Genomic DNA, 14,933 nt, shown 5'->3' with positions numbered 1-14,933 from the left:
TCCCAGTGCCGGTGCCGGTCAGGCCGGGCAGTGCACGCGCTGCGCCGGCTGCCGGCCCTCCACCAGGAACGCCTCCACGGCCGCGTCGGTGCACGGCGAGCCGCCGGCGTACGCGGTGTGCCCGGTGCCGGCGCGCTCGACGAGCGAGGCCGTGCCCAGCGTGCGCCGCACCCGCTCGGCGTTGGCCAGCGGGGTGGCCGGGTCGGTCGTCCAGGACACCAGCAGCATCGCCAGCGCCTGCGGCGCGCCGAGCGGCTCCGCGCGGCCCGTCGGGCCGAACGGCCAGGCGGCGCACCGGAACAGACCCGCGCCCACGGTCGCCCCGAACAGCGGCGAGGCGCGGTCGAACTCCTGGATGAGCGGCAGCAGCGCGCCGGGGCCCCGCGGGCCCGGCCGGTCGAGGCACTCGACGGCGTTGCGGGCCATCGTCGGGTCGACGGCCGGCTCCCCCGCGCCGGGGGCGCCCCCGCCCAGCCGGCTGGTGCGCTCGACGGCGAGCTCGATGAGACCGCCGGGCCGTCCGCGCATCGCCTCCAGCAGGGCCTGGCTCAGATCGGGCCAGCGGGCCGCCTGGTAGAGGGGTTCGCGGACCCCCTGCACGGCCAGGCCGGTCGTCAGCCGGCTGCCCTCCGGGCCGGGCAGGGGGTGGGCGTCCAGGCCCCGCACGAAGTCGGTGGTCCTGCGCGTGATCTCCGCCTCGCTGCGGCCCAGGGGGCAGCCGGCGGCCGCGCACGCCCGCGCGAAGCTGGCGAAGCTCGCGCCCAGCGACACCAGGTCGGCGCGGGCCGTGGTGACCTGGTCCGCGCCCGGGTCGACGACCCCGTCCAGGACGAACCGCCCGACCCGGCCGGGGAAGAGGTGCGCATAGTGCTGGCCTATGTACGTGCCGTACGAGTAGCCCAGATAGGTCAGCCGGGACTCGCCGAGGGCAGCGCGCAGCAGGTCGAGGTCGCGCGCGACCGTGACGGAGTCCATGTGGGCCAGCAGCGGGCCGGCGGCCCGGCGGCACTCCTCGCCCTGCGCAGCGGCGGCCCGGTACTCGGCGTCCGCCTGCTCGGGCGTGCGCGGTATCAGGTCGCCGCCGGTGCCCTCGGGGCAGCGGATGGGGGCGGAGCGGCCGGTGCCGCGGGGGTCGAAGCCCACCAGGTCGTAGCGGTCCAGTACGGGCCCGGTCGGCTCGAACACCCCGCCGGCCACCATGGCGGCACCGGCCTCGCCGGGCCCGCCCGGGTTGAACACCAGCGACCCCAGCCGCCGCGCGGGATCGGCGGCCTGCACCCTGGCCAGCCGGATCCGCACGGTGCCCTTGTCCGGGGCGCCGTAGTCGACGGGCACCGTCAGCCAGGCGCACTGGGCGTCCGGCCGCAGCGTCGCCCCCTCCGCCCCGGCGTCCGGCGCGGCACAGGCCCCCCACCCGAGCCGCTGCCCGGCCCCCGCGGAGGCCCCGGCCGCCGGCCGGGCGGCCCGCCCGCCGCCGGTGCACCCGGCAGCCGCGAGGCCCAGTACGAGCAGGACCACAGCGACGACTCGCGGCCGGTCACGCATCGCCTCACCGCCTCCCGGTGTCCGGGCCCCAGGTTCACCCGCCGGGGGGACGGAGGCAGCCGGGATACGGCCATCGGGGTTACAGGGGAGGCGGTGGACCCGGCGGATCGCCGGCGCCCGGCGGCCGCACGGCGCGGCGCCGGGCCGGGGCGCCCGACGCCGGCGGGCGCGCGGCCCCGCACGGGCGGGGGCGGCCCGGCGGGCGCCCACCCCCGCGCCCGTACAGCAGGCCCCGCCCCCGGGCGCGGTGGCGCCGGGCCGCCCGGTGGGCCCGGCCGGCCGTACGGCGGTCAGGCCGGGCCCGGCACGCCCGCGCCCGCCGCCCGCAGCAGCGCCGCCTCCTGCTCCGGGGAGAGTCCGACCCGGGGGCGGTCGTCGCGGCGGGGGGCCGGGCCGTCCAGGGTGCGGAGCCAGGCCCAGGTGTCCGCCACGGTCTCCTCGACCGGGCGGCAGCGGAGGCCCTCCGCGTGGGCCTTCTCCACCTGGCGGCCGAAGAGGTTGTCGTGCAGCTCGCCCGGCGGGAGCCACACCGGCAGGTCCGTCCACGGCTCGACGGCGGCCGCACGGACGTCCTCCGGGGTGACCCAGTGCAGGCGCGCGCCACCGCCCGTGACCCGCGCGCACGCCTCCAGGAACTGCTCCGTCGTCGTGTGCCCCGGGCGGCTCGTGACGTTGAACGGGCCGCCCAGGCCGCGGGCCGCGGCGTCCAGGGTCCAGGCCGCCAGGTCTCGGACGTCGATGAACTGGAGCGGCAGGTCGCGCGGGCCGGGCGCGGGCACCGTGCCGCCGCGGGCCATCCGCTCCAGCCAGTACGGCAGGCGCCCTATGTTCTCCCAGGGCCCCAGGATCAGCCCGGCCCGCACCAGCAGCCCGCGGTCGCCGAAGGCGTCGGTGACGGCCAGTTCGCCGCCGCGCTTGTCCTCCGCGTACGCCACCGCGCCCGCGTCCGGCGAACCCTCCACCACGGGCGCCTCCTCGCCCGCTCCCGCGGGGACGGGGTGGCGGTAGACGGAGCCGGAGGAGACGTACGCGTACGTACCGGCGCGGCCGGCCAGCAGCCGGGCCGTGTCCCGGACGGCCGTCGGCTCCGCGGACCAGGTGTCCACGACCACGTCCCACTCCCCCTGGGCCAGCGCGGCGAGGCCGCCCTCCGCCCGGCGGTCGCCGTGCAGCACCGCCACACCGGGCGGCGCCTCGTGCCGCCCCCGGTGGAAGACGGTCACATCCCATCCCCGCCGTACCGCATCGTCCGTAAGGGCCCGTCCGACAAACTCCGTACCACCAAGCATCAGCAGTCTCATACCAATTGACCTTGCCGTACGCCCGTCCAGGGCGGAACCCCGGCATGCTCTCGGCGAAATCGCCCAGGGTGAACCCGTTCCGCGCGCATCCCCCGGCGGGCCGGTGGGCAGGGTCACTCCGGTGGAAGGGGGTGGCTCGTGGAGCCCACGGGACACGTGGTGGTCGTCGGGGCCGGCGTCGCCGGCACGGGCGTCGTCGTCCAGCTGGTGGCGGCCCTGGCGGCGCGCCGTGACCGCACGGCGGACCGCGCGGTCAATGCGGTGACCGTGGTGGACCCGCACCCGCCCGGCTGGGGGCTCGCGTTCGGCGACCCCGACCCGCTGCTGCTGTGCAACAGCGCCGCCGACGCCAACTCCCTCCTGGCCGGCGACCCCCTGGACTTCGTCCGCCACCTGCGCGGCCTGGGCCGACCCGTCGGGCCTCTCGACTGCGTGCCCCGCTCGTGGCTGGCCGCGTACTGCCGCGACCACTACGACCGGGCACGGGAGACGGCCGCCCGGCACGGCGTCACCGTCACGCACGTGCCGGCCGGCGTCCGGACGGTCACCACCGCGCCCGGCGACGGGACGCGGCGGCGCGTCCTGCTGGACGACGGCCGGGAACTGACCGCCGACGCGGTCGTGGTGTGCACCGGCGTGCGGGAGCCCAAGGTCCCCGACGGCTTCGCCGGGCTCACCGGCCACCCCCGGTATCTCGACGCCCCCTATCCGGCCGCCCGGCTGCGCGAGCGGCTGCGGCCCGGGAGCCGGGTGCTGGTCCTGGGGACGCGGCAGTCGGCCGTCGACGCGGCGCTGCTGCTGTGCCGCGAGGGCCACCGGCCCACCCTCACCTCGCGGTCCGGGGTGCTGCCGGCCGTACGGGGCTCGCTGTGCGCGCCGCCGCGCCCGTTCCCGCCGCTGGACCGGCTGGCCCGGCTCGACCCGGAGGACCCGCTGCTGGCCGAGCGGGTGCTGCGCTGCGTGGTGGAGGCCGTACGGCTGACCGGCCCGCTGCCGCTGCGCCGGCAGTCCTCGCGGGCCGCCGGCCCGGTGGAGCGGCTGCGCGAGGAGACCGCCCTCGTCGAGGCGGGCGCCTGCACGTGGCAGCAGGTGGTGGCGGCCGGCATGGAGGCGGTCATCGAACTGGGCGCCCGGCTGCCGGCCGACCGCTGCCGGGCGCTGATGGACCGCTTCGACTGGGCCGTCAGCCGGTACGTCACCGCCATGACGGTCGTCAACGCCCGCCGGCTGCTGGACCACCTGGACGCCGGCGTGCTGCGGCTGGCCCCCCACTACCCCGCGGCGGTCACGGCGGACCCGGACGGCTGGCAGATCCACTGGCCGGGGGCCGCCGCCCCGGAACCGTACGACCACGTCGTGGCGGCCGCCGGCTTCCACCTGCCGCTGCTGCACCGGTCGGCCGACGGCACCGCGCTGCACGTCACCGGCGCACCGCCGGGATCGGCGCCGGTGGACCGGCTGGAGGCCGACCTGCGGGTGCGGCCCGCCGCGGGCGGGCCACCGGACCCGGTGTGGGTGGTGGGCGTCGGCACCCACGTGCGGATCCCGTTCGCGAACCACCTGCGCAACGTGGTCCGGCAGGCCCGCGACGTGGCCGTGGACGTCACGGAGGCCATGGCCGGGTCGGTGGCGGTGGAGGGCGCCGGGCGCTCGTGACGCGGTACGGCGGCCGGGCGCGCCTTCCCCGGCGGGGCGGCCGGGCGGCGGACAATACGGTCGCCGCCCGTCCGCGACCGGACGCCGAGGAGTCAGATGGACAGCTGGACCGCCGAGGACATGCCGGACCTGCACGGCCGCCTGGCCGTCGTCACCGGCGCCACCGGCGGCATCGGCCGCGTCACCGCCCGCGAACTGGCCCGCGCCGGCGCCGAGGTCGTGGTGACGGGCCGCGACCCGGGCCGGGCGCGGCGCGCCGCCGAGGAGGTGGCCGGCGAGGTGCCGGGGGCCCGGGTGCGGCCGGACCTGCTGGACCTGGCCGACCTGGCCGGCATGACGGGGTTCGCGCACCGCATGGAGCACGGCGACCGGCCGCTCGACGTGCTGGTCAACAACGCGGGGGTGATGGCGGTCCCCGAGCGCCGCACCACCAAGGACGGCTTCGAGTACACCATGGGCGTCAACCACCTGGGGCACTACGCGCTCACCGGCCGGCTGCTGCCGCTGCTCCTGCGCGCCCCCGACCCGCGGGTGGTGACCGTCAGCGCGGCCATCGCCCGCAGTCCCATGGCGGAGCTGTCCGACCTGCAGAGCGCGCGCTCGTACCATCCGATGGCGGCGTACGCGAAGTCGAAGCTGGCCAACGTGCTGTTCGCGCTGGAGCTCCAGCGCCGCGCCGACGCCGCCGGCGCCACGCTGACCAGCGTGGCCGTCCACCCCGGCGGCAGCGCCACCGGTCTCCAGCGGTACGCGCCGCGACCGTTGCGGTTCCTGGCCCGGGTCGCGCTGGAGCCGCTGGTCGGGCACGACGTGGCCGAGGCGGCGCTGCCGTCGCTGTACGCGGCGACGGCCGCCGGCGTGCAGCCGGGCGGCTTCTACGGGCCGACGGGCCGCTTCGAGCAGCGCGGCGGCCCGGGCCCGGTGGAGCTGCCCGCGCAGACCGCCGACCCGGACCTGGGGCTGCGGCTGTGGGAGGCGTCGGAGGCGCTCACCCACGTGGCCTACCGGTGGCCCCGGCGCTGACCCCGGCCGGCGGGGGGATCACCCGTTCGGGCGAGCTCGTCATGGTTCGTGCCGGATCGCGCGCGGCGCCCCGTAGCGTGCGGCCTGCGGGAGCCGATGGCCGTAGGGGACGACAGGGAGCCGGGATGCCGTCACGTCGTGGGTTCGCCGGCTGGTGCGCCGGTGGCGCCCTGGGGGCGCTGGGCGCCTCGGTGTTCGGCGCCGGGGGCGCACGGGCGCGGGCCGGTGCCACGGCGCGGACGCACTTCCGGGCCGTCGTCGTGGGGTCCGGGTTCGGCGGCGCGGTCGCGGCCCTGCGGCTGGGCGAGGCCGGCGTGGACACGCTCGTGCTCGAACGGGGACAGGAGTGGCCGGTCAGCCCCCACCGGGCGGTCTTCGGCTCGCAGGAACGGGTCGACGGGCGCATGTTCTGGTTCCGCTCCATGGCGCGGTGGCCCGGGGTCCTGCCCGTGCCCGTTCGGCCGCAGCCGGGGCTGGCCGAGGTGGCGGAGGAGCGGCACCTCGACATCCTGTGCGCCGCGGCCGTGGGCGGCGGCTCCCTCGTGTACACCGGTGCGACGGTGCCCCCGGACCGGTCCGCGTTCGCCTCGCTCTTTCCCCCGGCCCTGCGCTACGAGGAGTTCGCCGCCCGCTGGTTCCCGCGCGCGGTGGCCGGGCTGGGTGCGACCTCCATGCCGCCGGACGTCTACGCCTCGCCGCCGTTCACGCATTCCCGGGTGTGGGACCGGCACCTGCGGCGTGCCGGCCACTCCCCCGCCCCGGCCCTGTCCACGTTCGACTGGGACGTGCTGCGGGCCGAACTGCGGGGCGCCGTGCGGCCCTCGGCGATCGCCGGGGAGACGGACTTCGGCTGTTCCGACGGGGCGAAGAAGGACCTCACCCGCACGTACCTGCCGCGGGCGCTGCGGACCGGGCACGTCCAGCTGCGGCCGCTGCACGAGGTGCGCGGCATCCGGCGCCGGCGGGGCGGCGGCTTCGTCCTGGAGGTGCGCCGGCTGAACCCCTCGGGCGCCACGGCCGGCACCGACGCGTACACGTGCGACCTGCTGTTCGTCTGCGCGGGCACCCTGAACACGAACCGGCTGCTCGTGGCCGCGCGGGAGCGCGGCGACCTCCCCGGTCTGCCGGCCGCCGTGGGCACCGGCTTCGGCACCAACGGGGATCAGGTCGGCATCCGCACCACCCTCACCGACCGCGCCGGGCCCTCGCAGGGCGCACCGTGCGCCTCCCAGCACTTCTTCCCCCGCGCGTACCTCCAGCCGGCCCGCGCGGAGAGCTGGCAGTGGCTCGGGGCCCACGGCGTGCCGCTGCTGGTGACGTTCCTGATGACCGTCGACCACGACCACCGCGGCACCTTCGTGTACGACCGGGGCAGCGGCTCGGTGCGGCTGGCCGGGTGGAGCCCGGCGCACCAGGATCCCTCGGCGCGCACGCTCCAGCAGCACCAGGCCGACGTGATGTCCGCCAACCCGGGCCTGGTCACGGTGGGCCTGCGCTACCCGGGCCCGTTCACCGCCCATCCCCTGGGCGGGTGCGTCGTGGGGCGGTGCACCGACCTGGAGGGCCGGGTCGTGGGCGAACCCGGCCTGTACGTCCTCGACGGCTCCCTGCTGCCCGGCAACAACGGTGCGGCCAACCCTTCCCTGATGATCACGGCGCTCGCCGAGCGGGCCATGGCGGGCATCGTCGCGGCGGGCGGCTGACGCACCCAGGGCCGCCGGGTGGCGGGAACGCTCCCTTGCCGGGTCCGGAGTGCCGCGCTCCAATGGCCGCATGACGACGGCCCGGGAGAGGCACCAGGCAGGCACCGCCCTCGACCACCCCCGTTCCGCCACCGGCCTCGAGCAGCTCCGGCACGCCCTGCGCGGGCGCCCGCCCCGGCGGGTCCCCCCGCTGCCGGGTGAGCCGCGCTGGTGCAGCGGGTTCGTGGCCCGCGACGTGCGGGGGCCGCGTGTCTCGCTGCGGGAGTTCGGCTACGCCGGGCACGAGCTGAACCGGTCCCACGGCGTGGTCGACGACACGGCGCTGGCCGGGCCGGTGCGGATCCTCACCCCGCAGGGGCTGGACCACCTCGCCGAGGTGTGCGACCGGCTGGAGCCCGCCGCCGGCACCAGCCGCTTCATCACCACCCGGCGGGTGCGCGGCGCCGACCGGGCGTCGGCGTTCCTGTACAACATGGTCCGCGACCGGGCGTTCCTGCTGGCCTGCTCGCGCCTGGCCGGCGTGCCGCTCGTCCCGCACCCGCTGCGGCTGCCCACCGTGCAGATCAACTACTTCGAGCCGAGTGACGGCCACGACCTCGTGAAGTGGCACACCGACGGCATGGACCACGTCCTCACGCTGCAACTCACGGGCGAGGAGGACTACGACGGGGGCCGCTTCACCTACTTCCGCGGCCGGGCCGACGCCTTCGCCTCCGTACGGGCCGGGGACCCGCGGCTGGTGGAGGCCCCGTGCGGCGAGCGCGGCGCGGCGCTGTTCCTGCACGGCAGCCGGGTCTTCCACGCCGTCACGCCCGTCACGCGGGGCCGCCGGGTGACGCTGGTGGTCTCCTTCCTCTGCCCGTACTTGGCGCGGCGGGACTCGAACACCTTCTGGCACCTGGCGGCCGACGACGGCATCGCGGCCACGCTGCCCCACTGGCTGCGGCTGAAGTGGCCGGTCCGGGACCCGGCCGTGGACTTCGGCCTGCGGGCGGCGAGCCCGGTGATCACCTGGGAGGACCTCTGGGACGCTCCCTAAGGCATGCCGCGGGTGCGGGAGGCGGGGGCGTGGCGGAGGTAGGCGAGGACGGCGCTGACGCGGCGGTGGAGCTGGGTCTCCTCGGCCAGGCCGAGTTTGGCGAAGGTGGAGTTGACGTGTTTCTCGATGGTCGACTCCGACAGGACGAGGGCCTTGGCGATGGCCCGGTTGGTCTTGCCCTCGGCCATGTGCCGCAGCACGTCCAGCTCCCGGCGGGTCAGGCAGGCCAGCGGGGCGTCGGCGGCGCGGGTGTGGCTGCCCATGAGGACCTCGACGATGCGGGGGTCGACCACCGAGCGGCCGGAGGCCACCTCGCGCAGGGCGCGCAGCAGTTCGTCGAGTTCGCCGATGCGTTCCTTGAGGAGGTAGGCCAGGCCGTCGGTGCCGCGCCGGAAGAGTTCGAAGGCGTAGTTCTCGTCGGCGTGCTGGGAGAGCATGACGACGCCGATGCGGGGGTGGGCGGCGCGGATGGCGTGGGCGGCGGCGATGCCCTCGGTGTGGTGGGTGGGGGGCATGCGGATGTCGGCGATGACGGCCTCGGGCCGCAGCGCGTCGACGGCGCGCAGGAGTTCCGTGCCGTCGCCGACGGCGGCGACGACGCCGACGGCGCCGGTGTCCTCCAGCAGCCGGCGGGTGCCCTCCCGCACCAGGTAGTGGTCCTCGGCGATGACGACGCGCATGGGTGCTTCAGTCATGGCTCTCCTCCCGTACCCGCTCGGCCAGCCGCGAGCGGATGGTGGTGCCGGCGCCGGATCCGCTGGTGATGAGCAGGTCGCCGCCCACCGCCTCGATCCGGTCGCGCATGCCGGTCAGCCCCAGGCCCCGGGTGGTGCCGGTGGGGAAGCCGACGCCGTCGTCGCGGACCTCCACCACCAGCCAGCCGTCGGAGCGGGACATCCGGATGGTGACGTGGGTGGCGTCCGCGTGCTTGAGGACGTTGGTGAGCGCCTCGGAGACCAGGTAGAACGCGGACTCCTCGATGTCCAGGGCGAAGCGCACCCGGTCCAGGGAGGGGTCGACGCGCACGGTCACGGGGATGGGCATCCGCCGGGCCCGGGAGGTGACGGCGGCCACCAGGCCCTGGTCGCTGAGGACGGGCGAGTGGATGCCGTGGGCGACCTCGCGCAGTTCGTCGATGACGCGGTAGGCGTCGTCCTGCACCTCGGTGAGGACGGCGTCGATGTCGCCGCCGCGGCCGAGCCGGTTGCGGGCCAGCCGCAGCTTGGCGACGAGGGCGACCAGGTCCTGCTGGATGCCGTCGTGCAGGCGCCGCTCGATGCGGCGCCGCTCGGTGTCCTGGGCGTGCACGATCCGGGCCCGGGAGGCGTCCAGTTCGCCGGCCTGGCGCTGCACCTCGTCGACGCGGGTGGACAGTTCGGCGGCCAGCCGGACGTTGTGCACGGCGAGGGCGGCCTGCCGGGCGAGGGTCTCGACGACGTCGTGGTCCTCGGGCGTGAAGCGGCCCTCGGTCTTGGGGCCGTACTCGATGAGGCCCAGTACGTCGTTGCCGTAGCGGAGGGGGAAGCCGCGGGCGCCGCCGGCCGCGGCGGCGCAGCCGTCGGGCTCCTCGCCGGCGGTGCCGGTGTGCACGGGCAGGTCGTCGCCGGCGCCGAGGCGGACCCGGGCCCAGCGCAGGCCGAGCCCGACCTGGAGGCCGGCGGCCAGCTGGGGGGCCAGCCGGCTGAGGTCGTAGGCGTGTTCGAGAGCGCTGCCGAACTGGACGAGGAGCTCGAAGCTGGTCAGGCGGCGGCCGAAGACGCGGCGTTCGGCGAGCTGGTTGAGGCGGGCCCGCAGCGGCTGGAACAGGGCGGTGGCGGTGACCGCGATGAGCACCGACAGGCCGATGGGGAAGTACTGGCCGGCGGTGAGGCCCAGCGTCATCGCCATGCCCAGGTACCAGCCGCTGATGATGAGCCACAGCGTGCCGTAGACCACCGAGCGGCGGATGACGATGTCGACGCCCAGCAGCCGGTAGCGGAAGGCGGCGTAGACGACGGAGAGGGAGATCAGGACGTAGGGCAGGGCGCCCAGCAGGGAGCCGACGAGGTAGAGCACGCCGGTCTCGCCGTGCCAGCTGCGGAACAGGCGGGAGGCGGCCCGGCCCAGGAAGAGGGCGGCGGCGCCGGTGGCCACCGGCAGCAGCGCGGCCAGGTCGCGCCGGCCCGCGGCGCGCCCGCGCAGGCAGCGCATGACGAGGAGGGTGGCGCCGATGCCGGGCAGCCACGCCTCGGGGTAGTAGAAGACGGCGTACTCCACGCCGTGCGTGGGCACCCCGGCCGCGGGCAGGGCCACGGGCAGCGCGAGCAGCGCCCACAGCGAGCGCAGCACGAGGAGTTCGCCGCGGAACCGCGGCCGGCCGTCGGGCAGCAGCGCGAGCAGGTGGACGACGAGGATGCTGACCGTCAGGTTGTCCCACTCGGCGGGCAGCACGGCCAGCGCGGCGGTGGGCGAGGGCAGGCCGTTCTCGGGGGCGCGCAGGTCCCAGCCGTACCAGGTGGTGAGGAGGGCCGAGGTGTAGCGGATGCCGATGCTCGCCGACAGGGCGGTGCCGATCAGCAGCAGGCGGCGGGCCACGGGGTGGGTGGGGGCGTGCCACCAGGCGAACAGCCCGGCGCAGTAGCAGGGCAGGACCGCGCCGAGGATCCAGGGCAGGGTGACGGTGTTGTTCCGCAGCAGGAACGCACCCGTGGTCGCCGCCCACAGCAGGCACAGTCCGCCGGCCACCGCGGCGGCCCCGAGCGCGCGGCCGTTACCGCGCACGCCTGTCCTTCACGCGCGTCATTATCGGGGCGGTGCGGACGGCAGTCCAGATGATGTCCCGCTAACGGGGTGGAGGAAAACCACCAGTGCGGTCGGGGGATTGCCGGGTACGCGCCCCCGCGGTGCCCCGGCACACTTCGGTGTATCTCGCAATTGCAGCCGGGAAAGGGAGCCATGAGCGTGTCGTCCGGTCCGGAGGTGGTGGTCTGGGACACCACGTATGCGTGCCCGCTGCGTTGCTCGCACTGCTATTCGGAATCGGGCCGGCGGCCGTCGCGGCAATTGAGCCCGGAGGACATGCTCAGGGTGGCGGACGCACTGATCTCGCTGGGTCCGCGGGTGGTCGCGCTGTCGGGCGGCGAACCCCTGCTCGTCAAGGGGCTCTTCGAGGTGGCCGGGCGGCTTTCCCGGGCCGGTGTGAAGACGGCCGTCTACACCAGCGGCTGGGTCATGGAGCCGTGGATGGCCGACGGGCTTGCCCAGGTGTTCGACGAGGTCATCGTCAGTCTGGACGGGGCGACGGCGCAGGTCCACGACCGGATCCGGGGCCGGCGCGGCTCGTTCGACCGGGCCCTGAGCGCGCTGACGATGCTCAGCGGCGTGGCCCGCGAGCGACGGCGGCAGGGTCTGCGGCCGCTGTGGTTCGGCATCGACTGCGTCGTGGTGCGCAGCAATCTGCCGCAACTGGAGGAATTCTGCACGGCCATCGCGCCGCGCTTCCCGGAATTGCGGACCATCACCTTCAACGCGGCCGTTCCCGAAGGGCTGGCCAGCCGCCCGGAATTCTGCCGTTTCGAACTGCTCGACGACGACCAGGTGGCGTGGCTGACGAGCCCGGCGATGGTGGCCCGGCTGCGAGAACTGGCCCCGGAGGGCGTACGGGTGCACACCACCGACAATCAGAACCTCGTCATGCGGCCGGACCGTTTCGCCCGGGGCGTCGACTCGCTCGTGATGCAGATCGAACCGGACGGCGACGTACGGGCCCTGCCCGTTTACGAGGGGACGGTGGGCAATATTCTCCAGGAATCCCCGCTGGACCTGTGGCACCGCGGGGTGTCGCGGCTGAGCGACCCGTTCGTGGTGGAGACGCTCTCGGCCGTGCGCACGATGCAGGACTGGGCGGAGGCCGTGCGGCGCCTCGACTACCGCTTCGGCTCGGCCGAGGTGCGGTCGCGCATCGACCGCCGGTCGGTGCGCACCAACCCCCCGGAGTTCACCGCCCCCGTCGGCTGAGCCCCGGAGGACGCACGTGCTGACGCTCCAGGACTACGACCGCTTCTGCCTCGCCGACCCCGTCTTCTACGACCTGCCCGAGCGCTACCCCGACGAGCACGACCGGCTGGCCGCGGCCCGCCGCCCCGCGCCGCCCGGCTGGGAACGCACCGTCTCCGGCTGGTGCGTCACGCTGCGGCCGCACGGCACACCGCTGCCGGGCCAGGGCTGGCAGATCCACGTCTCGGTCGTCCTCGACGCCCTGGAACACGCGGTCGACGTGGTGTGGGAGGACTGTGTCGCGCACGGCCTGCCCTTCTCCTTCGCCCGGTCCCGGGCCACCGCGCGCGAACTGGCCGGCGACCGCGCCGACCGGTTCTCCTCCGGCCGCCTCCTCACCGTGCACCCGGCCGGCGAGGACGGTCTCGCCGCCGCCCTCGGCCGGCTCGCCGCCCGGCTCGGCCCGCTCCCCGGCCCGTACGTGCCCGGGGCGCTGCGGCACGGCGCCGGGCCGCTGCACGTCCGCTACGGCACGACCGGCGGGCAGCCGCTGCGGCGGCCCGACGGCACGCTCGTGCCCGAGCCACGGCGCGCGGTGTTCGCCCCGCCCGAGTGGGTGCCGCTGCCGCCGGTGCTCCGGCCGGACCTGGAGACCCTGCGGGCCCGCCCCGTGGGGGACTTCCCCTACCGGGTGCGGAGCGCGCTGCGCCAGGGCAACGGCAGCGGCACGTACCTGGCCGTCGACCGGCGGTCCGGCGACCGGGTGGTGCTGCGCGGCGCCGGACCGCACGCGGGGCCCGACCGGCGCGGCGAGGACGCGCCCACCCGGCTGCGGCGCGAGCACGCGGCGCTGGAGCGGCTGGCCGGCCTGGACTGCGTACCGCGCCCCCTCGGGCTGCACCAGCGCGCCGACCACCTCTTCGCGGCCCGCACGTACATCGAGGGCACGCCCCTGCTGCGGGCCGCCTCGGCGGCCTTCCCGCTCACCTCGGCCCGCCGCGCCGCCCACGAGGCCGGGCCCTACACGGCCTGGGCGCTCGGCGTCGCCGACCGCGTGGGGCGGGCGCTGGACGGCCTCCTGGGCCGGGGCCTGCGCCTGACGGAACTGCACCCGCGCAGCGTGCTGCTGTGCCCCGGCGGCCGGATCGCCCTGGTCGGCGCCGGCCACCTCACCGACGCCTCCGACGACCGGCCCGGCGCGGCGGACGACCCGGGCTTCGGGGCGCCCGGCGGGCTGCGCGGCGCCGCCGCCCACCGGCACCTGCTGGACCGGCTCCGGCTGTGGCTGTTCCTGCCCCTCCCCCTTCCCCGCCGCGGCCCGGCGGCGCTGCGCACCCTCGCCTCGGCCGTCGAGGAGCACTACCCGGTGCCGCGGGGCTTCGCCACCGGGCTGCTGACCGGCATGACGGCCGGCGGGCACGCCCCGGACCCGGCGGAGGAACGCGTCACCGCGCTGCTGACCGCCGAACGGCCGGACTGGCCCGCGCTGCGCGACTCGCTCGTCGCCGGGCTGCACGCCTGCGCCACGCCCGGCCGCGACGACCGGCTCTTCCCCGGCACGCCCACCGGCCCGGCCGCCCTCGGCGGCCACTCCCTCGGCCACGGCGCCGCCGGCGTGCTGTACGCCCTGCACCGCGCGGGGGCCGCCGTACCCGCCGCGTACCCGGCCTGGCTCGTGGCCGCCGCCCGCCGCGACCCGTGGCCGCGCCCCGGCCTGTACGACGGGCTGCACGGCGTGGCGCTCACCCTGGAGACGCTGGGGCTGCGGGACGCAGCCCTCGACGTGCTGGACCGGGCGCGGTCCGTGGAGGGCCTGGTGACCGGCGCCGGCCTGGCCGGCGGCAGCGCTGGCATCGCCCTGGTGCTGCTGTACCTGGCCACCGCCACGGGCGATGCCGCCCTGCGCGACCGGGCGTTGCGCCTCGCGGCCCGCAGCGTCGCGGCGGTCGAGCAGGGGCCGTGGCCGGCCCGGCCGGGCGGGCCTGCGCCCCACGGCCTGCTGCACGGCCCGGCGGGCGTGGCCGTGCTGTGCCTGCGCCTGTACGAGGAGACCGGCGAGGAGCACCACCTCGACGCGGCGGCCCGCGCGCTCCGCCCCGACCTGGCGCGGCTGCACACGCTGCCCGACGGCACCGTCACCCTCGCCGGCGACGGCAACCTCCCCTACCTCCAGGGCGGTAGCACGGGCCTGGCCTTCGCGCTGCGCGACTACCTGCGGCACCGGCCGGACCGCGGGCTGGCCGCCGTCCTCGACGGGCTGCGCCGCACCTGCGACGCGGTCTACGTGCACAACGCCGGCCTGTTCCGGGGCCGTTCCGGCTGCCTCGCCGTGCTGGCGGCGCTGGGCGGGACCGCCGGCGACCCGGCCGTACGGCGGCAGGTCCGCCGCCTGGCCTGGCACGCCCGCTGCTACCGGGGGCACCTGGCGTTCCCCGGCTTCCGCGGGCTGCGCCTGTCGGCGGACCTGGCGACCGGTGCGGCCGGCGTGCTGCTGGCCCTGGCGGCGGCGTTCGGCGCCCCCGGCCCGGTGCTGCCGTTCCTGGGTCCCCCGGCCGCCGCCGGGCCGTACGCCGCGCAGGGAGAAGGAGGTGAACGACGTGTCGGAGAACCTGGACGTCCTGGAGATCCTGGAACTCCAGGACCTGGAGGAGGAGACGCCCACCCAGTGGCCGTGTAGCAACAGCTACCAGA

10 protein-coding genes are annotated in these 14,933 nt (G+C 76.6%); 6 read left to right on the top strand and 4 right to left on the bottom strand.

The features are described 5' to 3' along the window. Positions 1-18: 18 nt before the first annotated feature. Positions 19-1,545: an alpha/beta hydrolase gene (locus tag IE305_RS22780; RefSeq protein ID WP_190131553.1), complete on the bottom strand. Its 1,527-nt coding sequence runs from the start codon at positions 1,543-1,545 to the stop codon at positions 19-21. Positions 1,546-1,835: 290 nt separating this feature from the next. Next, entirely contained in the window at positions 1,836-2,846 is a 1,011-nt protein-coding gene (locus IE305_RS22775) for an NAD-dependent epimerase/dehydratase family protein (protein ID WP_190131552.1), read from the bottom strand. A gap of 138 nt (positions 2,847-2,984) precedes the next feature. On the opposite strand from IE305_RS22775, the gene IE305_RS22770 reads away from it, so the two are divergent. The 4 genes from IE305_RS22770 to IE305_RS22755 all read left to right on the top strand — a co-directional run bounded on the left by IE305_RS22770 (position 2,985) and on the right by IE305_RS22755 (position 8,267). Continuing rightward, complete coding sequence (locus tag IE305_RS22770; RefSeq protein WP_190131551.1) at positions 2,985-4,502, top strand: FAD/NAD(P)-binding protein; 1,518 nt, start codon at positions 2,985-2,987, stop codon at positions 4,500-4,502. A gap of 96 nt (positions 4,503-4,598) precedes the next feature. Then, positions 4,599-5,525, top strand: a complete 927-nt coding sequence (locus tag IE305_RS22765) for an oxidoreductase (protein WP_190131550.1) — start codon at positions 4,599-4,601, stop codon at positions 5,523-5,525. Positions 5,526-5,650: 125 nt separating this feature from the next. Beyond that, on the top strand, positions 5,651-7,228 hold the full coding sequence (locus IE305_RS22760; RefSeq protein ID WP_190131549.1) for a GMC oxidoreductase: 1,578 nt from the start codon (positions 5,651-5,653) through the stop codon (positions 7,226-7,228). Positions 7,229-7,298: 70 nt separating this feature from the next. Then, a complete protein-coding gene (locus tag IE305_RS22755; protein ID WP_190131548.1) occupies positions 7,299-8,267 on the top strand; it encodes a 2OG-Fe(II) oxygenase in 969 nt (322 codons plus the stop codon). On the opposite strand, the gene IE305_RS22750 is transcribed toward IE305_RS22755, so the two are convergent. Both IE305_RS22750 and IE305_RS22745 read right to left on the bottom strand, forming a co-directional pair. Next, positions 8,264-8,962 (bottom strand): response regulator, encoded by a 699-nt coding sequence (locus IE305_RS22750; protein ID WP_190131547.1) that lies wholly within the window; start codon positions 8,960-8,962, stop codon positions 8,264-8,266. The genes IE305_RS22755 and IE305_RS22750 overlap by 4 nt on opposite strands. Next, a complete protein-coding gene (locus tag IE305_RS22745; RefSeq protein ID WP_190131546.1) occupies positions 8,955-11,027 on the bottom strand; it encodes a sensor histidine kinase in 2,073 nt (690 codons plus the stop codon). The genes IE305_RS22750 and IE305_RS22745 overlap by 8 nt, the downstream gene beginning before the upstream one ends. A gap of 174 nt (positions 11,028-11,201) precedes the next feature. On the opposite strand from IE305_RS22745, the gene IE305_RS22740 reads away from it, so the two are divergent. Together IE305_RS22740 and lanKC are read left to right on the top strand one after the other, a co-directional pair. After that, on the top strand, positions 11,202-12,263 hold the full coding sequence (locus IE305_RS22740; protein WP_190131545.1) for a radical SAM protein: 1,062 nt from the start codon (positions 11,202-11,204) through the stop codon (positions 12,261-12,263). Positions 12,264-12,279: 16 nt separating this feature from the next. Next, positions 12,280-14,919, top strand: a complete 2,640-nt coding sequence (lanKC, locus tag IE305_RS22735) for a class III lanthionine synthetase LanKC (protein ID WP_190131544.1) — start codon at positions 12,280-12,282, stop codon at positions 14,917-14,919. Positions 14,920-14,933: the final 14 nt, after the last annotated feature.

The organism is Streptomyces mashuensis, assembly GCF_014654785.1.
In the GTDB taxonomy this organism is placed as follows: Bacteria; Actinomycetota; Actinomycetes; order Streptomycetales; family Streptomycetaceae; genus Streptomyces; species Streptomyces mashuensis.
Note: the sequence above shows the minus strand (reverse complement) of the source record. Positions and strands in the feature narration are given on the sequence as shown.

Coding starts and splice junctions, on each gene's coding strand:
- IE305_RS22780 (WP_190131553.1), bottom strand. CDS start 1,545: ATGCGTGACCGGCCGCGAGTCGTCGCTGTGGTCCTGCTCGTACTGGGC.
- IE305_RS22775 (WP_190131552.1), bottom strand. CDS start 2,846: ATGAGACTGCTGATGCTTGGTGGTACGGAGTTTGTCGGACGGGCCCTT.
- IE305_RS22765 (WP_190131550.1), top strand. CDS start 4,599: ATGGACAGCTGGACCGCCGAGGACATGCCGGACCTGCACGGCCGCCTG.
- IE305_RS22760 (WP_190131549.1), top strand. CDS start 5,651: ATGCCGTCACGTCGTGGGTTCGCCGGCTGGTGCGCCGGTGGCGCCCTG.
- IE305_RS22755 (WP_190131548.1), top strand. CDS start 7,299: ATGACGACGGCCCGGGAGAGGCACCAGGCAGGCACCGCCCTCGACCAC.
- IE305_RS22750 (WP_190131547.1), bottom strand. CDS start 8,962: ATGACTGAAGCACCCATGCGCGTCGTCATCGCCGAGGACCACTACCTG.
- IE305_RS22740 (WP_190131545.1), top strand. CDS start 11,202: ATGAGCGTGTCGTCCGGTCCGGAGGTGGTGGTCTGGGACACCACGTAT.